The organism is Burkholderia sp. AU6039 (assembly GCF_002223365.1).
In the GTDB taxonomy this organism is placed as follows: domain Bacteria; phylum Pseudomonadota; class Gammaproteobacteria; order Burkholderiales; family Burkholderiaceae; genus Burkholderia.
In genome coordinates this window covers 885,095-905,400 of the sequence record NZ_NKFK01000003.1, presented here as the reverse complement: position 1 = coordinate 905,400, position 20,306 = coordinate 885,095, and the positions used below count along the sequence as shown (strand labels likewise).

The following is a 20,306-nucleotide window of genomic DNA, read 5'->3' as shown; positions in this document are numbered from 1 at the left end:
GTGCGATACGCGGGTCAGCGGTATAAAAAAAAAGCCAAGACGTGGAGCGTCTTGGCATCTGCGGTTACATCGAGCGGTGTTGGAAGTCAGCCGACCAAGCACCTCCGCCTCGATCTTGTCGTGCGGCGGGCTTGGCATTTCAGCGTATGACGCCATCAAAGTGTCTGTCAGTGAGAGCAGCCGATCTCGCATGGATGGGTGGCGATCCGGTTGAATGCAAACACCTGCATGCTGCCTACACGAGCATGGCGACAAAGGATGGGAAATTTGAAAATATCAGCTGATGAACTGATTTCATTGGCCCGCCCTACACGATTCGAACGTGTGACCTACGGCTTAGAAGGCCGTTGCTCTATCCAACTGAGCTAAGGGCGGTCGGGGAGAAAAGACACGGCCGGCGCGGGCTACATTTGATGCAAGGCTTCAAGCGGCAGCAAGAACCACTAACCTCGAAGCCCCGAAACAAAACGGGCCCGGCATGAAGCCGAGCCCGAAATTATACCCGATCATCGCGCCACATCACGCGAGATCGACCTTCTCAGCCTCAAACCGGCTGCGGATGCAGCATGAACCAGCCAAGGCAGAACACACCGGCGATCACGCAATACACGCCGAACGAAGCCAGCCGGCCACGCCCTTCGAAGTAGCGCATCAGGAACCGCACGCTCAGGTACGCGGCGATCGCCGTCAGCACGCCGCCGAGCAGCGCATCGGCGAGCTGGTCGCGCGCATGGAACAGCTTCGGCAGCTCGAGCACCCCCGCCGCGAAAATGATCGGCGTACCGAGCAGGAACGAGAATTCCGCGGCCTTCTCCGCCGTCAGCCCCGCGGCGTTGCCGGCGATCATCGTCAGCCCGCTGCGCGAGAAGCCCGGAATTAGCGCGCCGATCTGCGCGAGACCCACGAAGAACGCCTGCTTGAACGTCATCTTCTCCGGAGCCTGATGCGCGCGGCTGCGCTGGATGCGATCGCCGAGCCACAGCAGCACGCCGTTCACGATCAGCGCGACCGCGACGATCCGCAGGTCGTGGAACACGCGTTCGATGCGCTTCTCGAGGAGCAGCCCGACGATGCCGGTCGGGATCGTACCGATGATGAGCGCCCACATCAGGTGCCCGTCGTCGTTCTTGCGGCCGCCGAGCTGCGCGAAGAAGCCGCTGATCAACGCAATCCAGCGCGCGCGGAAATACCACAGCAGCGCCAGCGCGGTGCCGAGGTGCAGCGCGACGAGGAACGGCAGCAGTTGCGGTGCGTGCTTGTCGATGTGCATGCCGAACAGCGCCGGCACGAGCAGCGTATGGCCAAGGCTGCTGACGGGGAAGAGTTCGGTGACGCCCTGCAGGACGCTCAGGAATACCAGAAACCAGAGACTCACGCGTCGGTCCTTTTAGTGAAAATTAAGCGGAAAGAGAAGCGGACGACGCGATGCGCGTCCGTAAAAACGCGCCCCGATTATGCCGAGCCCGGATTACTGCGCCAAGGCATTTGGCTGGATATTGCGGCAATGCACACAAACGCTTGCAATTTGTAAGCACTCAGAAAGCAAAAAGCCCGCCATTTGCATGGCGGGCCTTTCGACTTCGGCAGGAATTGCCGTCAGCGGCCGAGCTGATAGAAAAATAATACCGTGCTGCCGGTGAACATGCCGAACAGTGCGATACCCATTGCCATTGCCAGATCCATGGCCCCCTCCACGAAGTGTCATGACCCGGCAACATCACCGGTTTAGAGGCATTATCCCGACCGATGACAGTCTTAAAAACTCGCAATTTCCCGAGAAGGGTTTTCCCCGAGCCGCCACGGCCCGATAATGGAGCGCGCCGTTCCCGTCCACCCGCCCAACCCGATTCGCCATGCCGACCTTCCAGCAACACGACATTCACGAACTTCACGCCGGCCCGTCGCTCGTCCGGGTCGCTCCGCAATTCGGCGGCCGCCTGCTGTCATGGGATGTCGACGGCGAACCGGTGATCTTCTGGCCGGACACGGCCGACTGGAGCAACCTCGCACGCGTGCGCGGCGGCAACCCGCTGCTGTTCCCGTTCCTCGGCCGTCATCGCGTCGACGGCGAGCTCGGCCGCTGGCGCGATGCCGCCGGCGTGGTGCGCGACCTGCCGATGCACGGGTTCGCGCGCGACCTGCCGTTCGCCGTGCAACCGTCGGCCGATGGCACCGCGCTGTCGATGACGCTCGACGCGACCGACGCGCTGCGCGCCAGTTACCCGTTCGACTTCCGGTTCGAAACGACCTACCGGCTGGCCGACTCGCACACGCTCGAAGTCGCGCTGACGACGACCAATCGCGGCGACACGCCGCTGCCCTACTACGCCGGTCACCATTTCTACTTCGCGTTGCCGCACGGCGAACGCGCCGAAACCACGCTCGAGCTGCCGCCCACGCATCGTTGCGCGCAGCAGGCCGATGGTTCGATCAGCACGCCCGAGCCGGGCGAAGCCCGTTATCACCTCGACAACCCGGACATCCTCGACCGCTTCCACTGCCTCGACAGCGTGCCGGCCACACCGGTGCGCATCGTGATGCCGGGCCGCCGCCGCACGATCGAGATCGCGCTCGACGTGCCGGGCTCGATCCCGTGGTACGCGGTCACGACCTGGACCGAGAAGCCGGATTCGGACTTCTATTGCGTCGAGCCGTGGCTCGGCCTGCCGGACGCGATCCACAACGGCCTCGGGCTGCGCCTGCTCGCGCCGGGCGCGACCGAAACGGCCACGCTGCGGATTCGCGTCCTTCCGCTCGCCGGCTGAAACGCAGGCTTGATACGCAGGCTGAAACGCCGTCAGGCAACGCGTGGAACCGGCGCGCCGCAGCCCCGAGAACAGCCCAAACTGCGGTGCGCGGGTCGAACCCGTTAAAATCGGACGTTTTGTGTTGCCTGCCGCGTCACGCGCGGCAGGGTTTTGCGAGGTTCAATGTTCGGAACAACAACGAAGCGACTCTTCGCAGCCGCCTGCGCCGCCCTGCTCGTCGCGTGCGGCTCCGCGCCCGTCGGCCCCGGGTTCTATCGCGTCGAGCGCGGCGATACGCTCTACAAGATCGCGCGCGACAACCGCACGTCGGTATCGAACATCGTGCGCTGGAACCAGATGACGAACCCCGATGCGATCGAAGTCGGCCAGGTGCTGCGCGTCGCGCCGCCGCCCGGCACGACCACCGCATCGACGCCGTCGACCACCGGCACCGGCAGTGCCGGCCGGGCCCGCCCCGCGCCTTCCGCGCCGGTCGAATCGGCCGTCAAGCCGGCCTCGAGCATCGCGCTGATCTGGCCGGCAGCCGGCAATGTGGTCCGCACGTTCGACGGTTCGAAATCGAAGGGCATCGACATCGCGAATTCGCCGGGCACGCCGGTGGTCGCGGCTGCGCCCGGTGTGGTGGTCTATGCGGGTAACGGGCTGCGCGGCTACGGCAACCTGATCATCCTCAAGCACAACGCCGACTACCTGACCGCCTACGCGCACAACCGCGCGCTGCTGGTGAAGGAAGGCCAGTCGGTCACGCAAGGGCAATCGATCGCCGAGATGGGCAACAGCGACAGCGATCGGGTCGCGCTGCATTTCGAGCTGCGCTACGGCGGCCGATCGATCGACCCGTCACGCTACCTGCCGGCGCGCTGAGCACCCGATGGACGACACGCGATGCCGGCACGCATCGCGTGTCGTCGCGGTGAAAACCGGGAAAGGTGATGTCAGCGCTTGCGCAGACGTCCGGTGAACCGGCCGGACAACGGATCGACGTGACGGGCAAACGCTACCAGTACGCCGATTCCGATCAGGCTGAACCCCGCAGCTATCAGAAGCAAATCCATGGTCACACACTGATTTTTTCGTGATCTTATGCGTCATTGTGGAATCGTGCACTGAGCCGAGGCTATTGGACGAGTACGAAGATTCCCTACCCTCAGACGCCATTGTGGATTCGTTTGCGTGAAATCCTGATGTAAGCCGCTCGCGCGACGCCACGTTCGTCCCCAGGAGACACCTCGATGCTGCCCGCCGCCGACCGCTACGACGACCTGCTCTCCCGCTTCGCGTGGGACGTTCCGGCGCGTTACAACATCGGCGTGGATGTCTGCGACAAGTGGGCGGACGGCAGCGGACGTCTCGCGCTGATCCATGAAACGGCGCAAGGCGACGTTGTTCGCATCACGTTCGACGACTTGAAGAATGCTTCTAACCGGCTCGCGAACAGCTTTGCGCGCGCCGGCCTTCGGCGCGGCGACCGGATCGGCATCTTTCTCGCGCAGGGCCCCGAAACGGCCGTCGCGCACCTCGCCGCATACAAGCTCGGCGCAATCGCGGTGCCGCTCTTCACGTTGTTCGGCGTCGATGCGCTCGAATACCGGCTCGCGAACAGCGAGGCGGCTGCGCTCGTCACCGATGCGGCCGGCTACGCGAAAATCGCGCCGCTGCGCGCACGGCTGCCGGCACTGCATACCGTCTACTGCATCGGCGACGATGCGCCCGATCCCCCGGGCGTACTGCGCTACGACGCGGCGCTCGCCGCCGAAACACCCGACTTCGTGCCGGCCGATACGGCCGCCGACGATCCGGCGGTCATCATCTATACGTCCGGCACGACGGGCAAACCGAAAGGCGCGCTGCACGCGCATCGCGTGCTGCTGGGCCACCTGCCGGGCGTCGAGATGTCGCAGCAGTGCTTCCCGCGCGACGCGCGCCTGTTCTGGACGCCCGCCGACTGGGCATGGATCGGCGGCCTGCTCGACGTGCTGCTGCCGTCATGGCATCACGGCGTGCCCGTGCTTGCGCGCCGCTTCGAGAAATTCGACGGCGACGCGGCGTTCGCGCTGATGGCGCGGCACGGTGTCACCCACGCATTCCTGCCGCCCACCGCGCTGAAGCTGATGCGCACCGTCGCGGCGCCGCGCGAACGCTACGCGCTGTCGCTGAAATCCGTCGCGAGCGGCGGGGAATCGCTCGGCACCGAGCTGACGGCCTGGGGGCGCGACGCGCTCGGCGTGACGATCAACGAGTTCTACGGGCAGACCGAGTGCAACATGGTGCTGTCGTCGTGCGCCGCGCTGTTCGATGCGCAGCCCGGCGCGATCGGCAAGGCGGTGCCCGGCCATGCGGTCGCGATCGTCGACGCGGACGGCACGCCGCTGCCGCCCGGCGTCGAAGGGCGCATCGCGGTGCGCCGCCCCGACCCGGTGATGTTCCTCGAATACTGGCGCAACGCCGACGCGACGCGCGACAAGTTCGCCGGCGACTACCTGCTTACCGGCGACACGGGCACGATCGATGCCGACGGCTTCGTGCGCTTCGTCGGCCGCGACGACGACGTGATCACGAGCGCCGGCTACCGGATCGGCCCGGGCCCGATCGAGGACTGCCTGCTCACGCATCCGGCGGTGCGGATGGCGGCCGTCGTCGGCGTGCCCGACGCGACGCGCACCGAGATCGTCAAGGCGTTCGTGGTGCTGAATCCCGGCCACACCGGCGACGAGGCGCTCGTGCAGGCGCTGCAGGCACATGTGCGCACGCGCCTCGCCGCGCACGAGTATCCGCGCGCGATCGCGTTCGTCGACAGCCTGCCGATGACCGCGACCGGCAAGATCGTGCGCCGCGCGCTGCGCGACGCGTAGGCCGGCCGCCCCCCGTGCCGCCGGCCCGGCCGGATGGTTTATAGTGGCGCCACCACGCAGTCTTTCCTAGAAAACGATGTCCTCTGATCACCACTCCGACGCGGGCGCGTCGCCCAGCCCGCTCTATACCAAACTCCTCGGCGAAACCGCCAAGATCGACTGGTGCGATCTCGAGCGCTTCTTCGCGCAGGGCAAGCTGCTGTCAGTGGCACGCGACCTCGATCTCGTCAGCGTCGCGGAAGCCGTTGCCGACGACGATGCCGAACAGGTCACGCGCTGGCTGTCGGCGGGCCTCGTCGCGCGCATGCCGGCCGAAACCGCTGCCGATTACGCGGCGCGCAACCCGGAGCTGTGGGCGGTCGTCGTCTCGCCTTGGGTTTGCGTGCAGGAACGCGCCTGACGCGTCCGCCATGTCCGAAGCCGCGTTACCGCACGGGGCCGGCACGGCCGCCGTCACGCATCGGCGCGTCCTCGCGCTCGCGTTCCCGATCGTCCTCGCGAACCTGACCCAGCCGATCCTCGGTGCCGTCGACACGGCCGTCGCGGGCCACCTCGACGGCACGCAGTACCTGGGCGGCGTCGCGCTCGGCGGGCTGTTCTTCAATTTCGTGTTCTGGGGGTTCGGTTTCCTGCGGATGGGGACGACGGGCCTCGTCGCGCAGGCGCATGGCGCCGGCGACGCCGCCGGGATCCGCCTGAACCTGCTGCGCGCGTTGATCGTCGCGTTCGCACTCGGCGCCGCGGTACTGGCGCTGCAGGTGCCGCTGCTGTCATTTGCGCTGTCCGCGCTCGGCGGCAGCGACGCCGTCCGCACCACGGCGCTCGCCTACAGCCACGCGCGAATCTGGAGCGCCCCGTTCGCGCTCGCGAACTACGTCGTGCTCGGCTACCTGCTCGGCATGCAGCGCGTGCGGCTCGCGCTCGTCGCGCAGGTGTTCATCAATGCGGTGAACATCTGCGCCGTGCTGCTCTACGTGTATGGCTTCGGCTGGGGTATTGCCGGTATCGGCGCCGCGACGGCCACTGCGGACGCATGCGGTTTCGCGCTCGGCGCATGGATGCTGTGGCGGCTGCGGCCGCGCGGCCTTGCGCCGATTGCGGTGCGTGCACTCGCCGACCGCGTCGCGCTCAAACGGCTGATCGTGCTCAATCGCGACATCTTCCTGCGCACGCTGTGCCTGCTCGGCGCATTCGGCTGGTTCGCGCACCTCGGTGCAAAACAGGGCGATGCGACGCTCGCGGCGAACGCGCTGCTGCTGAATTTCCAGACGTTCATGGCGTACGGCCTCGACGGCTTCGCACATGCGGCCGAGGCGCTCGTCGGCGCGGCGGCTGGCGCGCGCGACCGCAGCGCGTTCCGGCAGGCCGTACGCGTCACGCTGTTCTGGTCGGCACTCGGCGCGCTGCTGTTCACGCTCGTGTACTGGGCCGCCGGCGGCTGGATCGTCGCGCGCCTGACCGATCAGGCCGAGATCCGCGAAACGGCGCTGCGCTACCTGCCGTGGGCCGCGCTTTCGCCGATCGTGTCGGTCTGGGGCTTCCTGCTCGACGGCGTGTTCATCGGCGCCACGCAGACGCAATCGCTGATGCGTGCGATGGTCGCGTCGCTCTCGATCTTCGTCGTGGCCACGCTCGCCGCCGTCGGCACGTTCGGCAATCACGGTCTCTGGTTCGCGCTGCTGCTGTTCATGGCCGCGCGCGGCGCGACGCTGGCGCGCTACCTGCCGGCGCTGTTGCGGCACATCGGCGCCGACGCGCCCGCGGCCCGCGCCTGACGGCGGGCCGAACCGGCCGTTACTGCGTGGGTTTCGGCGGCGGCGCGTCGAGCATCGACGGTGGCGTCATGTCGGTCGGCACGCCGTGATAGTCGGCCGGATCTTCCGGCGGATGGCCGCGACGGGCCTGATGCGGATCGCTGGTACAGCCGGCGAGCAAGGATGCGGCCAGCACGGCCAGCATGAAACGGGGCATCGGGTAGGGCTCCGGAAATCGGCGCGCCCATCGCACGCCGGGACCGCGCCGAGTCTAGCGGAAATCTCGCTTCGGAGTCGTGCCGCGCATGTCCTACTATGTACGCATGGCGCTGTGCCGTGGAAAGGAGGCTGCCATGTCGTCTGAAGAAATTGCCGGCCTGATCGGGCTGTTCGTCGGTCTGATGGTGCTCGTCGCCCTGTCGTTCTTCGAGTCGCGCGAATACAAGCGCAACCACGAAGGCGAAGGGATGATCCACCACTGGATGGCCGAACACCACCTGCTCGACTGGCGGCGCAAGCACTAAGCGCGCCGCTGCCGTCCGGCCCTTCCCCGGGCCGTTCTCGAACGTGCCGTCGCGCGGCACGGTGGTGATCGCGTATCGCCGAAATTAACAGGGTCCGACTCACACACATCGATCAGATGGACGAACGCCGTCGCGCGGCTCGTGCCACGCGACGGCGTTTGCTTGCGCGCGCCCGGGCGAGCGGGCGCGACGCGATTCCGACGGCTCAGCCCAGGAAGTGGCGGGCGTAGCGCGCGTTGATGTCGGACAGGCGGAACAGCGTCAGGAAATCCGCGCAGTTGAAGTCGGGATCCCAGGCCGGCGCACCGCAGATCTTCGCGCCGAGACGCAGGTAACCCTTGATCAGCGGCGGCGGCGCCACGACGGTGCCCGTCTGCAGTTCGTCAACCGGCAGGGCCGTGTGCGGGAACGCGCGATATTCCGGCGCCGTCAGCGAGCCTGCCGACAGCGACTGGTACAGGTTCGCCGCATAGTGGCCGCCGTCGGCCATCGACACGCTCGCGCAGCCGAGCATCGTCTCGTAGCCGTTCTGCATCATGTACGCGCCAAGGCCGCCCCACAGCGCCATGATGACGGCGCCGCTGCGGTAGTCGCTGTGCACGCACGAGCGGCCCACCTCGACCATCTTGCCGCGCAGGTGCGTGAGGCGCGACAGGTCGAATTCGCCTTCGGCATACAGGCGGCCGACACGCGCCGCCTGGTGCGGCGGCAGCACGCGATACGTGCCGACGACCTTCAGCGTGTCGAGATCGCGAACCAGCAGGTGGTCGCAGTACGCATCGAACGGATCGACGTCGAGACCGGAGGGGCCGCTGACCTGCGCACCCATCTCTTCGGCGAACACGCTGTAACGCAGGCGCTGGGCTTCGCGCAATTCGTCTTCCGTGCGCGCCCACGCGGCGCGCAGGCGATACTCCGATGTGACGGTTTCAGCAGCGCGCGGCAGGTGGCGCCGCGACGTGTCGAGGGGCAGCGAGGCAAAGGGGAGCGTAGGCGTCGGCAGTTCTCGCATTAGGCTTTCCTGGTCGTAAGGAATAGGGCGACATGCCCGCCAATGTAGTAATCGGCCGTGACCGTTATGTGGCACGACCATGTCCTTTCAATGACGTGTCGCCGAATTGACTTTAGCAGAAAGCTTGCGAAACCGTATGATCAATCCCTTCAAAGCTCTTCAGGCGGGCCTCAGAGCAGGTCGGGCGTCAATACCGCGCGCAATACGGCCTGCCGGCTGCCGTCACGCGTGCGGCTCGCCAGCCACACGATTCCGCCCTTCTTGACGCTCCAGCTGTCGTCGCCGCCGGCGATCAGCTGCGCGGCGACGCTGCCGAGCGTCGGCTGGTGCCCGACGATCACGACCGTCGGCGCGATACCTTCCGGCCAGCCGGCCGCCGCCAGCACGTCATCGACGCTGCCGCCCGGCGCAAGCGCGTCGACCGTCCGGTACTGGTCGGTCAGCGCCTCGACCGTCTGCACGGTGCGGGCCGCCGGGCTCGCGAGGATCACCGCGTTCGTCTCGAGCCGGCCACGCAGCCATTTGGCCATCGCCTGCGCGTCCTTGCGGCCCCGGACGGTCAACTGGCGTGCGAGATCGCTCGCCGCGTAGTCTTCGGCTTCGGCGTGGCGCCACAGGATCAGGTTCATCATGATGTTCTCCTTGCTGCGGCGAGCGGGCCCGCCGATGACCGGGCGAATTGTCGCAAATTGCGGGCGTTTGCCGCCGCGGCATTTACCCGCATATAGGGATTGACCGGGTCAGATGTTCAACGATACAATCTTTGGCTCGTCGGAGCGTAGCGCAGCCTGGTAGCGCATCTGATTTGGGATCAGAGGGTCGTAGGTTCGAATCCTATCGCTCCGACCAAGGAATCAAGGGGTTACGGTTAATACCGTAGCCCCTTTTCCGTTTCTGGGCCCTTCAAGCGTCAACCGGGATTCCCCTGTTAGCAGCGCCTCGATTCATTGTAGGGATCAATTGGGGCATCGACGCTACAACGATCCACGCAGCCCCTCCGGCGGCCATATTTCGAAGGTCGACACAAAGCAAATGGCTGACGGCCCTGCGCTTTAAATGCAGGAAAGACTGACCGGAAAGGATCGAGCGCCCGCCTGGCCGGCCCGTCGAATCACCGACATACGGGCCAACGAGCCATCCGCAGCCCGCATACGGCACTTGCCGGAACACGCGATAATGCGCGTGGACAACCCTGCCTTCGCGCATGAAAAACAACATCCTCAAGACCGCCCTCTGCGCATCGCTGCTCGCGCTCGCGACTGCCGGCACCGCGTCGGCCAAGGCGCTCGACGACGCACTCGACTGCCACTCGACCGGCCACAAATTCGTCGCGCCGCTGCTCGCCGCCGGCGACATCCAGTCGGAGCCGATGCATGTCGAATCGAACTCGGTCAATGCATTCCGCACGAGCCACGCGCTGACGGCGTACGGCTTCGGCGTCTATGTCGTACTCGGATACCAGGCGAACGACCCGATCTTCCGCGCGGGCAACGGCACGCCGATCGGCGACTGGGCCTATGGCGTCGTGGTGCGGGGCACGAAAAGCGCGGTGGAAGAAGCCGTGCGCAAGGCCGGCAGCGACGCGACCGTCAAGCAGGCGTTTCCGTTCCTGACCGCGATCGTCTGCTCGTCGGACTGAGCGGTCGCCACGACGATCACGCGGCAAGCCTGAGGGGCACCAAGCCTGCCTGCCGCCCCGCCCCTCCCAGTCCCTCTATCGACCTCGCTGCGGCCTCGCTTCGATCTGTTACGCGCCGGTATACACCACGCGATACGGGATACCGACCTTCTCCCACTCGGCCGCCTCCTGGCTGAGGCTATAGTCGGTCAGCGGGTTCTGCTCGACCCACGCGCTGGGCAGGCGCACTTCATACCCGCCCTTCTTCATCTGCGAAACGGAAATGTCCGGCAGCCCGGCATCGGTCCGGCGCCGGCACAGCAGCGCCGCGAGTCGCAGGCAGAACAGCAGCGGCCACTCGACCTCGCGCGCCTGCGACAGCTTGCCGAGCTTGCCCGCGTGACCGAGCACGAGCGCGGCGAGGCGCGCCTGGTCGGTGCGCGAAAAACCCGGCATGTCCGCGTTGCTCGCGATATAAGCCGAGTGCTTGTGATACGCGCTGTGCGAGATCGACAAACCGATCTCGTGCAATGCGGCCGCCCAGCCGAGAAACATCCGCCCTTCCTCGCGCGCTTCTTCGTCGGCTTCCTCGAGTTCGTCGTAGAAACGCCCCGCCAGCGCGCCGATCCGCTCGGCCTGCGCACGGTCGACACCGTAGCGGCGCGTGAAGCCCTCGACGGTCACCGCACGCATGTCCTCGTGCTGCGTCCGGCCGAGCAGGTCGTACAGCACACCGAGGCGCAACGCGCCGTCGGTCGTATCGACGTAGTCGACACCGAGTTCCTCGAACACCGCGAGCATGATCGCGAGGCCGCCCGCGAGCACCGGCACGCGATCGGGCTTCAGCGCGATCAGCTTCAACCGGTTGACGTTCTCCGACTTGATCAGCGCACGCTTGAGCCGCTCGAGGCCGCCGCGCGAAATGCCGTGCGTGATGCCCGGATCGTTGAAGCCGTTCGCCTCGACGAGTTCCGCGAGCGCACGCGCGGTGCCCGACGAGCCGATCGCCTGGTCCCAGCCGGCCTTCTTGTACTCGCTCGAAATGATCTGGATCTCGCGCTTGGCCGCGAGCTCGGCCTGCCGCATCGTGTATTCGTCGACGTTGCCGGCCGGGAAGAAGGTGCGGCTGTGGCTCACGCAGCCGATATAGAGGCTCTCCATCACGATCGGCGTGTAGTGCGAGCCGATGATGAATTCGGTGGAGCCGCCGCCGATGTCGACGACGAGCCGCTTGCCCGCGCTCGCCGGCACCGAGTGCGCGGCGCCCGCATAGATCAGCCGCGCTTCTTCGCGGCCCGCGATCACTTCGATCGGGAAACCCAGTGCCGCTTCGGCTTCGCCGAGAAACTCGGCCGCGTTCTTCGCGACGCGCAGCGTGTTGGTCGCCACCGCGCGCACGTGATCGGGATGGAAATCGCGCAGGCGCTCGCCGAACCGCTTGAGCGCTTCCCAGCCACGCTCCTGCGACGCGCGATCGAGCATCTTGTCGCTCGACAGGCCCGCGGCCAGCCGGACGGGCTCGCGCAGCGCGTCGACGGGATAGATCTGGCTGCCTGCCGGCGTTTCCTCGACGCGACCGACGATCAGCCGGAAGCTGTTCGAGCCGAGATCCACGGCAGCCAGCAAGTGGGGGGTTGTAACCATCAGAAGGGGGCTCCGTGCGCGTTCACCCGCGGCGGCCGGTGCGGCAACCGCGGGCGATCAATCAAAGGCAACATTTTAAGCGTGGAACGCTTGCCATTGCCACGCTTCACGGGCATGCATCCTGCTCGATTGCATATAGCCGAAACATTTATGAGACGAAACGGTTACAGCGTAGAATTTCCCGATATAAATACATCATTGTCATTCGCACGTCATCGTACCGTGAGAGTTTCCGAGCGTCCTTTCGAATCATCGCCCGAATCACCCCCTACTCTGCCGATGTCCGTCCGTTATCCGCTTCTCAATCGTGAACTCGGCATCCTCGGTTTCAACGAGCGCGTGCTGGCCCAGGCCGCTGATCCGCAAGTCCCGTTGCTCGAGCGCCTTCGCTTCATCTGCATCACCAGCAGCAACCTCGACGAATTCTTCGAAGTCCGGATGGCCGGGCTGCAGGAGCAGATCCGCGACAACCCCGGCGCACTGACGCCCGACGGCATGTCGTTACAACATGCTTACGACCTCGTCGTCGAACGCGCGCAGCGGCTCGTCCATCGACAGTACACGATGCTGCACGAAACCGTGCTGCCCGCGCTCGAACAGGAAGGCATCTACTTCCACGCGAGCGACACGTGGAACGACGAGCAGCTCGAATGGGCGCGGCACTACTTCCTCGACGAGCTGCTGCCCGTGCTCACGCCGATCGGTCTCGATCCCGCCCACCCGTTCCCGCGCGTGCTGAACAAGAGCCTGAACTTCGTCGTCGAGCTCGAAGGCCGCGACGCATTCGGCCGTCAGGCGGTGATGGGTATCGTGCAGGCGCCGCGTGCGCTGCCGCGCGTCGTGCGCATGCCGCACGCGCTGTCGGGCTTCGAGCACGGCTTCGTGCTGCTGAGCTCGTTCATGCAGCGCTTCGTCGGCGAACTCTTCCCGCAACTGAGCGTGAAGAGCTGCAACCAGTTCCGCATCACGCGCAACAGCGAGCTGTTCGTCGACGAGGACGAAATCACGAACCTGCGCGTGGCGCTGCAGGGCGAACTGCCCGCGCGCCACCTCGGCAATGCAGTGCGCCTAGAGGTGTCGGCCGACACGCCGCCGCACATCGTGCGCCGCCTGCTAGAGGAAAGCGAACTCGGCGAGAAGGACTGCTATCGCGTGGCCGGATCGGTGAACCTCGTGCGGCTGATGCAGATTCCCGATCTCGTCGATCGCCCCGACCTGAAGTTCACGCCGTTCACCGCGTCGACGCCGTCCGCGATCACGAACGCGCCGACGATGTTCGACGCGATCGACAACGGCGACATCCTGCTGCACCACCCGTACGAGAGCTTCCAGCCGGTGCTCGAACTGCTGCAGCAGGCCGCGAAGGATCCGAGCGTCGTCGCGATCAAGCAGACGATCTACCGCACCGGCACCGATTCGCCGCTGATGGACGCGCTGATGGAAGCCGCGCGCAACGGCAAGGAAGTGACCGTCGTCGTCGAACTGCTCGCGCGCTTCGACGAGGAAACCAACATCAACTGGGCGTCGCAGCTCGAAGCCGTCGGCGCGCATGTCGTGTACGGCGTGGTCGGCCACAAGTGCCACGCGAAGATGATGCTGATCGTGCGGCGCGTCGTGCAGGCCGGCAAGGCGTCGCTGCGCCGCTACGTGCACCTCGGCACCGGCAACTACCACCCGCGCACCGCACGCCTCTACACCGACTTCGGCCTGATGACGGCCGACCAGAAGATCTGCGAAGACGTCCATCACGTGTTCCAGCAGCTGACCGGCATCGGCGGCGAACTCACGCTGCACGAGCTGTGGCAGTCGCCGTTCACGTTGCATCCGCGCATCATCGATTCGATCCGCTCGGAGATCGACAATGCGCGCGCCGGCAAGCGCGCACGCGTCGTCGCGAAGATGAACGCGCTGCTGGAGCCGACGGTGATCGCCGCGCTGTACGAAGCGTCGCAGGCCGGCGTCAAGGTCGACCTGATCGTGCGCGGTGTCTGCGCGCTGCAGCCCGGCGTGCCGGGGCTGTCGGAAAACATCACCGTGCGCTCGATCGTCGGCCGCTTCCTCGAGCACCACCGGATCTACTACTTCCACGCGAACGGCGCCGAGGAGGTCTATCTGTCGAGCGCCGACTGGATGGACCGCAACCTGTTCCGCCGCGTCGAGGTCGCGTTCCCGATCCGCGATCGCAAGCTCAAGCGGCGCGTGATCGCCGAAGGCCTGTCGGTGTGCCTCGGCGACAACCAGTCGGCGTGGCAGATGCACAGCGACGGTCACTACCGCCGCCGCCGCGCCGGCAAGACGATCCGCAACGCGCAACTCGGGTTGCTCGCGAAGTTCTGCTCCTGAAGAATCGGCCGCGCGGCACAAGTCGCGCGCCGCGTCGCTCCCAACAAAAAACGCAGCCGACTGGCTGCGTTTTTTGTTGCGGAGCCGGCATACCTCCGCTCATCGAACGAGCGACGGATACCGTTACGCGATCATGCCTCGTAAGCGGCCGGCCGGATCGCGATGATGCGCGAGCCCGGGAAGCGTGCGGTGAATGTGCTGCCGCGCCCTTCCTCGCTCTGCACGTACAGGTGCGCGTCATGCCGCTGCAGCACGTGCTTGACGATCGCAAGGCCGAGCCCCGTGCCGCCGGTGTCGCGCGAACGGCTGCGGTCGACGCGATAGAAGCGCTCGGTGAGCCGCGGCAGGTCGGCGGCCGGAATCCCGAAGCCGCTGTCGGTGACGGAAAACACGCCCTGCGCGCCTTCGCGCCGCCACGTCACGACGATCTTGCCGCCTTCCGGCGTATAGCGGATCGCGTTCGTGACGAGGTTCGCGAACGCGCTGAACAGCTCCGTCTGCGCGCCGGTGACGCCGAGCGTCTCGTCGATCGAGAACGCGATGTCGTGATGCCCGTTCGACAGCGTCTGCGCGTCCTCCTTCAGATGGTCGAACACGGCCCGCATGTCGATCGCGCGATCGAGCGGCGGCTTGCTCTCGCCTTCCAGCTTCGCGAGCACCAGCAGGTCGGTCACGATGTGCCGCATCCGCGAGGCCTGCTGCTCCATCATGTCGAGATAGCGCGCGCGGTCTTCCTCGTTCAGCGGCAGCTCGCGCATCGTCTCGAGGAACCCCGACAGCACGGTGAGCGGCGTCTTCAACTCGTGCGACACGTTCGCGACGAAGTCGCGCCGCATCGCGTCGGTCCGCTCGAGCTCGGTGATGTCCTGCGTGAGCAGCAGCTTGCGATTCTCGCCGTACGGAAACACCTGCACTTCCAGCACGTTCTGCCGCGAATCGCCCATGCCGCGCATCACGAGCGTCTCCTCGTAATGCTGCGCGTTCAGATAGCGGACGAACTCGGGATGGCGCACCAGGTTGGTGATGTGCTGGCGCAGGTCACGCTTCGCGTCGAGGCCGAAATGGACCTCGGCGATCGCGTTGCACCACTCGATCTGGTCGTGATCGTCGAGCATCGCGACGCCGTTCGGCGACGCCTGGATCGCCTGGATGAAGCGCGAATGCTGCTGCTCGACCTGCCGCACCTGCGCATGCCACTGCTTCGCGAGTTTGTGCAGACGATAGTAGATCTCGCCCCAGATGCCCGGCGCGCTCGGCACCTCGCCATAGACGGGCGCATCGAGCAGACGCCACAGACGCTGCGTATGAAAGGTGCTGAAAAAGCCCTGCGCGACCAGCATCACGACCACGAACACGAGGCCCGCGGTCGGGCCGGCGAAGACGCCGACCAATACGCCGATCAGCACGAGCAGCACGAGCGACACCAGAAAGCGCGCCCAGATGATGTTCATGATTCAGCGCCCGAAAGAATGAACGGCATGCCGTGGCACACGGCATGCGTGGATACGTTACGCGTGCTTGGCGAGCCGGTAGCCGCTGCCGCGCACGGTCTCGATCATCGCATCGCAGCCGGCCGGTTTCAAGGCCGCGCGCAATCGTTTGATGTGCACGTCGACAGTGCGCTCCTCGACGAATACATGGTCGCCCCACACCTGGTCGAGCAGTTGCGTGCGGCTGTGCACACGCTCCGGATGCGTCATGAAGAAATGCAGCAGGCGGAACTCGGTCGGGCCGAGATCGAGCTTGATCTCGCTGCCTTCCGCATGCGCGGCGACGCGATGCGTGGCCGGGTCGAGGCGCAGCCCGTTGATCGACACGACGTCCTCGGTCAGCTGCGGCGCGCGACGGCGCAGCACGGCCTTGATCCGCGCCATCAGCTCCTTCGGCGAGAACGGCTTCGTCACGTAGTCGTCCGCGCCGATTTCGAGGCCGAGCACCTTGTCCTGCTCATCGCCACGTGCGGTCAGCATGATGATCGGGATGTGCTTGGTCCGTTCGTTGTTGCGCAGGTCGCGCGCGAACGCAATGCCGGACTTGCCCGGCAGCATCCAGTCGAGCAGCACGAGATCGGGCAGCACGTCGCTGATCAGGTTCTGCGCCTGTTCGGCGTTGTACGCCCGAATCGGGCAGTGACCGGCGTGCTGGAGATTCACCGAGATCAGTTCGGAAATCGCGGGCTCATCTTCAACGACGAGAATGTTGCTGGGCATCGGCACCTCTGTTCTTCCTTACGGAGTCGATTAACTGTTGGCTTCGCGATCGAGCGTGTCGCGCGGCTGGTGCCGCACGTCGGTGCCCTTCACGATGTAGATGATGAATTCGGCGATGTTCTTCGCGTGGTCGCCGATCCGCTCGATCGCCTTCGCGATGAACAGGTACTCGAGGCCCACCGAGATCGTGCGCGGATCTTCCTGCATGTACGACACGAGCTTGCGCACGAACGCACGGAATTCCTGGTCGATTTCCTTGTCGTCCTTGACGATCTGCGCGGCGGCCACCGTATCGAGACGCGCAAACGCGTCGAGCGCGCGGCGCAGGATCGTCACGGCCATCTCGCCCGACACCTTGATCTCGGCGATGTTGACCGTGCGCGCGGCCGGCTCGTCGACCAGGCGGCGCACGCGCTTCGCGATCTTCTCGGCCTCGTCGCCTGCGCGCTCGAGGTTCGTAATCGTTTTCGAAATCGACATCAAAAGGCGCAGGTCACGCGCGGCAGGCTGCCTCCGCGCGATGATGTTGCCGCACTCCTGGTCGATGTCGACTTCCATCGTGTTCAGGACTTCTTCGTTCGCGATCACCTTCTCGGCCGCATCGCGATCGAACTCGTTCAGCGCGTGCATCGCGCCGACGATCTGCGACTCGACGAGCCCGCCCATTTCCAGCACTTTCGACGACACCGCGTTGAGATCGGCGTCGAACTGGCTCGACAGATGTTTATCCGACATGGCTGTTGTTCTCCGTCATCAGCCGAAGCGGCCGGTGATGTAGTCTTCCGTTTCCTTGCGCACCGGCTTGATGAAGATCTTTTCGGTCTCGCCGAATTCGATCAGCTCGCCCAGGTACATGTAGGCCGTGAAATCCGAGCAGCGTGCGGCCTGCTGCATGTTGTGCGTGACGATCACGACCGTGTAGTCGCTCTTGAGCTCCGCGATCAGCTCCTCGATGCGGCCCGTCGAGATCGGGTCGAGCGCCGAGCACGGTTCGTCGAGCAGCAGCACTTCCGGACGGATCGCGATGCCGCGCGCGATGCACAGACGCTGCTGCTGGCCGCCCGAGAGGCCGTAGCCGCTCTGGCTCAGCTTGTCTTTCACTTCGTTCCACAGCGCGGCCTTCGTGAGCGCCCACTCGACGCGATCGTCCATTTCCGAGCGCGTGAGCTTTTCGAACATCTTCACGCCGAACGCGATGTTGTCGTAGATCGACATCGGGAACGGGGTCGGCTTCTGGAACACCATGCCGATCCGCGCGCGCAGCAGCGAGATGTCGCGCTTCGTCGTCAGCAGGTTCTCGCCGTCCATCAGGATTTCGCCTTCGGCGCGCTGCTCCGGATAGAGCGCGAACATCTTATTGAACGTGCGCAGCAGCGTCGACTTGCCGCAGCCCGACGGGCCGATGAACGCCGTCACCTTCCCTTCGGGAATGCTCAGGTTGATGTTCTTCAGCGCGTGGAACTTGTTGTAGAAGAAGTTGAGGTTGTTGACCTCGATCTTCGCGTTCAGCGGCTCGAGCGGACGGCCGTGCGCCGCGTCGTGCGTGCCGGCGGGCGCAGCGGTGCGCTCGACGGGATTCAGGTGGCTTTCTGCCATATTCATCGGATTGCTCCGCCGTTACTTTTTCGAGAAGATCGAGCGCGCCAGGATGTTGAGTCCAAGCACCCCGAGCGTGATCAGGAACACGCCCGCCCATGCGAGCGACTGCCATTCCGCGAACGGGCTCATCGCGAACTTGTAGATCGTGACGGGCAGGTTCGCCATCGGCTGGCTCATGTCGACCGAGAAGAACTGGTTCGACAGCGCGGTGAACAGCAGCGGCGCCGTTTCGCCGGCGATCCGCGCGACGGCAAGCAGCACGCCCGTGATGATCCCGCCGACCGACGCGCGCAGCGTGATCTTCAGCACCATGCGCCATTTCGGCGTGCCGAGCGCGAAGGCCGCTTCGCGCAGCGCGTTCGGCACGAGCTTCAGCATGTTCTCGGTCGTGCGGATCACGATCGGAATCTGCAGCAGCGCGAGCGCGATCACGCCGGCCCAGCCCGAGAAGCGCCCCGACTTTGCAACGACGATCGCGTACACGAACAGGCCGATGACGATCGACGGCGCGGACAGCAGGATGTCGTTGATGAAGCGGATCGTGCTCGCCAGCAGGTTCTTCTGGCCGTATTCGGCGAGATAGACGCCCGCCAGGATGCCGATCGGCGTACCGACCAGCGTGCCGAAACCGCACAGCAGCAAGCTGCCGACGATCGCGTTCGCAAGACCGCCGCCTTCCGTGTTCGGTGCCGGCGTCGATTCCGTGAACAGTTGCAGCGACAGGCCGCCGACGCCGAGATGCACCGTCGTGTAGAGAATCCACACGAGCCACAAGAGGCCGAATGCCATCGCACCGAGCGACGCGGCGAGCGCGATCGCGTTGATGGCCTTGCGCTTGCGCTGCAGGCGGTTGCGCATCGCGTCGAGCACGGCGCCGTCCGGACCCGGGAAATTCATGATGGGCTCGCTCATTTCTTGCCCTCTCCCTTCTCGAGACGAAGCAGCAGCAGTTTGGAGATGGTCAGCACGATGAACGTGATCACGAACAGGATCAGGCCCAGTTCCATCAGCGCGGACGTATGCAGGCCCGGTTGCGCTTCCGCGAATTCGTTCGCGAGCGCCGACGTGATGCTGTTGCCCGGCGCGAACAGCGACACGCTGTCGAGCAGGTTCGTGTTGCCGATCACGAAGGTCACGGCCATCGTCTCGCCGAGCGCGCGGCCGAGGCCGAGCATCACGCCGCCGATCACGCCGGTCTTCGTGTAGGGCAGCACGACCTTCCACATCACTTCCCAGGTCGTGCAGCCGATCCCGTACGCCGATTCCTTCAGCAGCACGGGCGTGACCTCGAACACGTCACGCATCACCGATGCGATGTACGGGATGATCATGATCGCGAGGATCACGCCGGCGGCCAGGATGCCGATCCCGATCGGCGGGCCGGCGGTCAGCGGGCCGAGCACCCACACGTCCTTGAACAGGCGGCCGATCGGCTTCTGGAAATATTCCGCGAAGATCGGCGCGAACACGAGCAGGCCCCACATGCCGTACACGATCGACGGAATCGCGGCGAGCAGCTCGATCGCGATGCCGAGCGGGCGGCGCAGCCACACGGGCGACAGCTCGGTGAGGAACAGCGCGATGCCAAAACTGACCGGCACCGCGATGACGAGCGCGATGACCGACGTCACGATCGTGCCGTAGATCGGCACGAGCGCGCCGTAGATGTCCGAGTTGGGATCCCACTCGGATTGCCACAGGAAGCCGAGGCCGAACTTCTGGATGGTCGGCATCGACGCGATGATCAGGGAAACGATGATCCCGCCGAGCAGCAGCAGGGTCACGATGGCGGCAAGCCGTGCAAGACCGCCGAACACGACATCCCCGAGGCGGCTCGGCGCGCGTTGCTGCGCAACGTCGGCGGACCGTGAGGACGTATAGGAAATATCAGACATGGGTGCCTGCTTTTGATTGCCGGGCGCCGTAACGCCCGGCTTTACCGCACACACTGCCCGACCGGCACGGCCGGGCAGCGAACCGCT

General features: G+C 65.6%; 19 protein-coding genes and 2 tRNA genes. 9 read left to right on the top strand and 12 right to left on the bottom strand.

Going from position 1 to position 20,306, the window contains the following annotated elements; translation table 11 throughout:
- Nucleotides 1-298: 298 nt before the first annotated feature.
- A tRNA-Arg gene (locus tag CFB39_RS06935) sits at nt 299-375 on the bottom strand.
- Nucleotides 376-544: 169 nt separating this feature from the next.
- The gene (locus CFB39_RS06930) at nt 545-1,375 is read right to left on the bottom strand and encodes an undecaprenyl-diphosphate phosphatase (protein ID WP_039347620.1); all 831 of its coding nucleotides are present in this window, start codon (nt 1,373-1,375) and stop codon (nt 545-547) included.
- A gap of 478 nt (nt 1,376-1,853) precedes the next feature.
- On the opposite strand from CFB39_RS06930, the gene CFB39_RS06925 reads away from it, so the two are divergent.
- The 5 genes from CFB39_RS06925 (at nt 1,854) to CFB39_RS06905 (ending at nt 7,395) form a co-directional block, all read left to right on the top strand.
- The gene (locus CFB39_RS06925) at nt 1,854-2,765 is read left to right on the top strand and encodes an aldose epimerase (protein WP_089472534.1); all 912 of its coding nucleotides are present in this window, start codon (nt 1,854-1,856) and stop codon (nt 2,763-2,765) included.
- A gap of 165 nt (nt 2,766-2,930) precedes the next feature.
- On the top strand, nt 2,931-3,632 hold the full coding sequence (locus tag CFB39_RS06920; protein WP_039347625.1) for a peptidoglycan DD-metalloendopeptidase family protein: 702 nt from the start codon (nt 2,931-2,933) through the stop codon (nt 3,630-3,632).
- A 368-nt stretch (nt 3,633-4,000) separates the two neighbouring features.
- Complete coding sequence (locus CFB39_RS06915; protein ID WP_089472533.1) at nt 4,001-5,620, top strand: acyl-CoA synthetase; 1,620 nt, start codon at nt 4,001-4,003, stop codon at nt 5,618-5,620.
- Between the two features lie 76 nt (nt 5,621-5,696).
- On the top strand, nt 5,697-6,020 hold the full coding sequence (locus tag CFB39_RS06910; protein WP_089472532.1) for a DUF2288 domain-containing protein: 324 nt from the start codon (nt 5,697-5,699) through the stop codon (nt 6,018-6,020).
- Between the two features lie 10 nt (nt 6,021-6,030).
- Complete coding sequence (locus CFB39_RS06905; protein WP_089472531.1) at nt 6,031-7,395, top strand: MATE family efflux transporter; 1,365 nt, start codon at nt 6,031-6,033, stop codon at nt 7,393-7,395.
- Between the two features lie 19 nt (nt 7,396-7,414).
- On the opposite strand, the gene CFB39_RS40130 is transcribed toward CFB39_RS06905, so the two are convergent.
- A complete protein-coding gene (locus tag CFB39_RS40130; protein WP_089472530.1) occupies nt 7,415-7,591 on the bottom strand; it encodes a hypothetical protein in 177 nt (58 codons plus the stop codon).
- Nucleotides 7,592-7,727: 136 nt separating this feature from the next.
- Between CFB39_RS40130 and CFB39_RS06895 the strand changes: the two genes are divergently transcribed.
- Nucleotides 7,728-7,898 carry a hypothetical protein gene (locus tag CFB39_RS06895; RefSeq protein ID WP_171026759.1) on the top strand — a complete coding sequence of 57 codons (171 nt, stop codon included), beginning with the start codon at nt 7,728-7,730 and terminating at the stop codon, nt 7,896-7,898.
- A 205-nt stretch (nt 7,899-8,103) separates the two neighbouring features.
- Here the strand turns inward: CFB39_RS06895 and CFB39_RS06890 are convergent, their stop codons facing one another.
- Together CFB39_RS06890 and sixA are read right to left on the bottom strand one after the other, a co-directional pair.
- Nucleotides 8,104-8,910: a GNAT family N-acetyltransferase gene (locus CFB39_RS06890; RefSeq protein ID WP_011351620.1), complete on the bottom strand. Its 807-nt coding sequence runs from the start codon at nt 8,908-8,910 to the stop codon at nt 8,104-8,106.
- Nucleotides 8,911-9,080: 170 nt separating this feature from the next.
- The gene (gene sixA / locus CFB39_RS06885; RefSeq protein WP_089472529.1) at nt 9,081-9,542 is read right to left on the bottom strand and encodes a phosphohistidine phosphatase SixA; all 462 of its coding nucleotides are present in this window, start codon (nt 9,540-9,542) and stop codon (nt 9,081-9,083) included.
- 140 nt (nt 9,543-9,682) lie between these two features.
- On the opposite strand from sixA, the gene CFB39_RS06880 reads away from it, so the two are divergent.
- Both CFB39_RS06880 and CFB39_RS06875 read left to right on the top strand, forming a co-directional pair.
- Nucleotides 9,683-9,759, top strand: a tRNA-Pro gene (locus CFB39_RS06880).
- A 355-nt stretch (nt 9,760-10,114) separates the two neighbouring features.
- Nucleotides 10,115-10,549, top strand: coding sequence for a hypothetical protein (locus CFB39_RS06875; protein WP_089472528.1), 435 nt, complete (start codon nt 10,115-10,117; stop codon nt 10,547-10,549).
- A gap of 108 nt (nt 10,550-10,657) precedes the next feature.
- On the opposite strand, the gene ppx is transcribed toward CFB39_RS06875, so the two are convergent.
- Nucleotides 10,658-12,172: an exopolyphosphatase gene (gene ppx / locus CFB39_RS06870; protein WP_089455972.1), complete on the bottom strand. Its 1,515-nt coding sequence runs from the start codon at nt 12,170-12,172 to the stop codon at nt 10,658-10,660.
- Between the two features lie 279 nt (nt 12,173-12,451).
- On the opposite strand from ppx, the gene ppk1 reads away from it, so the two are divergent.
- Nucleotides 12,452-14,515, top strand: a complete 2,064-nt coding sequence (ppk1, locus tag CFB39_RS06865; protein WP_089472527.1) for a polyphosphate kinase 1 — start codon at nt 12,452-12,454, stop codon at nt 14,513-14,515.
- 131 nt (nt 14,516-14,646) lie between these two features.
- Here ppk1 and phoR read toward each other — a convergent pair whose 3' ends face one another.
- Genes phoR through pstC form a run of 6 tightly spaced genes read right to left on the bottom strand, consistent with a single transcriptional unit; the run spans nt 14,647 to nt 20,219 of the window.
- Nucleotides 14,647-15,966, bottom strand: a complete 1,320-nt coding sequence (gene phoR / locus CFB39_RS06860) for a phosphate regulon sensor histidine kinase PhoR (RefSeq protein ID WP_089425008.1) — start codon at nt 15,964-15,966, stop codon at nt 14,647-14,649.
- Between the two features lie 57 nt (nt 15,967-16,023).
- Nucleotides 16,024-16,725, bottom strand: coding sequence for a phosphate regulon transcriptional regulator PhoB (gene phoB / locus CFB39_RS06855; RefSeq protein WP_027787869.1), 702 nt, complete (start codon nt 16,723-16,725; stop codon nt 16,024-16,026).
- Between the two features lie 30 nt (nt 16,726-16,755).
- Complete coding sequence (gene phoU, locus CFB39_RS06850; protein ID WP_089425007.1) at nt 16,756-17,460, bottom strand: phosphate signaling complex protein PhoU; 705 nt, start codon at nt 17,458-17,460, stop codon at nt 16,756-16,758.
- 18 nt (nt 17,461-17,478) lie between these two features.
- Complete coding sequence (gene pstB / locus CFB39_RS06845) at nt 17,479-18,327, bottom strand: phosphate ABC transporter ATP-binding protein PstB (RefSeq protein WP_089425006.1); 849 nt, start codon at nt 18,325-18,327, stop codon at nt 17,479-17,481.
- A 15-nt stretch (nt 18,328-18,342) separates the two neighbouring features.
- Nucleotides 18,343-19,236, bottom strand: a complete 894-nt coding sequence (gene pstA / locus CFB39_RS06840; RefSeq protein ID WP_089425005.1) for a phosphate ABC transporter permease PstA — start codon at nt 19,234-19,236, stop codon at nt 18,343-18,345.
- On the bottom strand, nt 19,233-20,219 hold the full coding sequence (gene pstC, locus CFB39_RS06835) for a phosphate ABC transporter permease PstC (protein WP_089430885.1): 987 nt from the start codon (nt 20,217-20,219) through the stop codon (nt 19,233-19,235). Before pstC ends, pstA begins: the two co-directional genes overlap by 4 nt.
- Nucleotides 20,220-20,306 lie beyond the last annotated feature (87 nt).

Excerpts from the sequence above, each read along its gene's own strand:
- CFB39_RS06925 (WP_089472534.1), top strand. The coding sequence starts at position 1,854 with ATGCCGACCTTCCAGCAACACGACATTCACGAACTTCACGCCGGCCCG.
- CFB39_RS06920 (WP_039347625.1), top strand. The coding sequence starts at position 2,931 with ATGTTCGGAACAACAACGAAGCGACTCTTCGCAGCCGCCTGCGCCGCC.
- CFB39_RS06915 (WP_089472533.1), top strand. The coding sequence starts at position 4,001 with ATGCTGCCCGCCGCCGACCGCTACGACGACCTGCTCTCCCGCTTCGCG.
- CFB39_RS06910 (WP_089472532.1), top strand. The coding sequence starts at position 5,697 with ATGTCCTCTGATCACCACTCCGACGCGGGCGCGTCGCCCAGCCCGCTC.
- CFB39_RS06905 (WP_089472531.1), top strand. The coding sequence starts at position 6,031 with ATGTCCGAAGCCGCGTTACCGCACGGGGCCGGCACGGCCGCCGTCACG.
- CFB39_RS40130 (WP_089472530.1), bottom strand. The coding sequence starts at position 7,591 with ATGCCCCGTTTCATGCTGGCCGTGCTGGCCGCATCCTTGCTCGCCGGC.
- CFB39_RS06895 (WP_171026759.1), top strand. The coding sequence starts at position 7,728 with ATGTCGTCTGAAGAAATTGCCGGCCTGATCGGGCTGTTCGTCGGTCTG.
- CFB39_RS06890 (WP_011351620.1), bottom strand. The coding sequence starts at position 8,910 with ATGCGAGAACTGCCGACGCCTACGCTCCCCTTTGCCTCGCTGCCCCTC.
- sixA (WP_089472529.1), bottom strand. The coding sequence starts at position 9,542 with ATGATGAACCTGATCCTGTGGCGCCACGCCGAAGCCGAAGACTACGCG.
- CFB39_RS06875 (WP_089472528.1), top strand. The coding sequence starts at position 10,115 with ATGAAAAACAACATCCTCAAGACCGCCCTCTGCGCATCGCTGCTCGCG.
- ppx (WP_089455972.1), bottom strand. The coding sequence starts at position 12,172 with ATGGTTACAACCCCCCACTTGCTGGCTGCCGTGGATCTCGGCTCGAAC.
- ppk1 (WP_089472527.1), top strand. The coding sequence starts at position 12,452 with ATGTCCGTCCGTTATCCGCTTCTCAATCGTGAACTCGGCATCCTCGGT.
- phoR (WP_089425008.1), bottom strand. The coding sequence starts at position 15,966 with ATGAACATCATCTGGGCGCGCTTTCTGGTGTCGCTCGTGCTGCTCGTG.
- phoB (WP_027787869.1), bottom strand. The coding sequence starts at position 16,725 with ATGCCCAGCAACATTCTCGTCGTTGAAGATGAGCCCGCGATTTCCGAA.
- phoU (WP_089425007.1), bottom strand. The coding sequence starts at position 17,460 with ATGTCGGATAAACATCTGTCGAGCCAGTTCGACGCCGATCTCAACGCG.
- pstB (WP_089425006.1), bottom strand. The coding sequence starts at position 18,327 with ATGAATATGGCAGAAAGCCACCTGAATCCCGTCGAGCGCACCGCTGCG.
- pstA (WP_089425005.1), bottom strand. The coding sequence starts at position 19,236 with ATGAGCGAGCCCATCATGAATTTCCCGGGTCCGGACGGCGCCGTGCTC.
- pstC (WP_089430885.1), bottom strand. The coding sequence starts at position 20,219 with ATGTCTGATATTTCCTATACGTCCTCACGGTCCGCCGACGTTGCGCAG.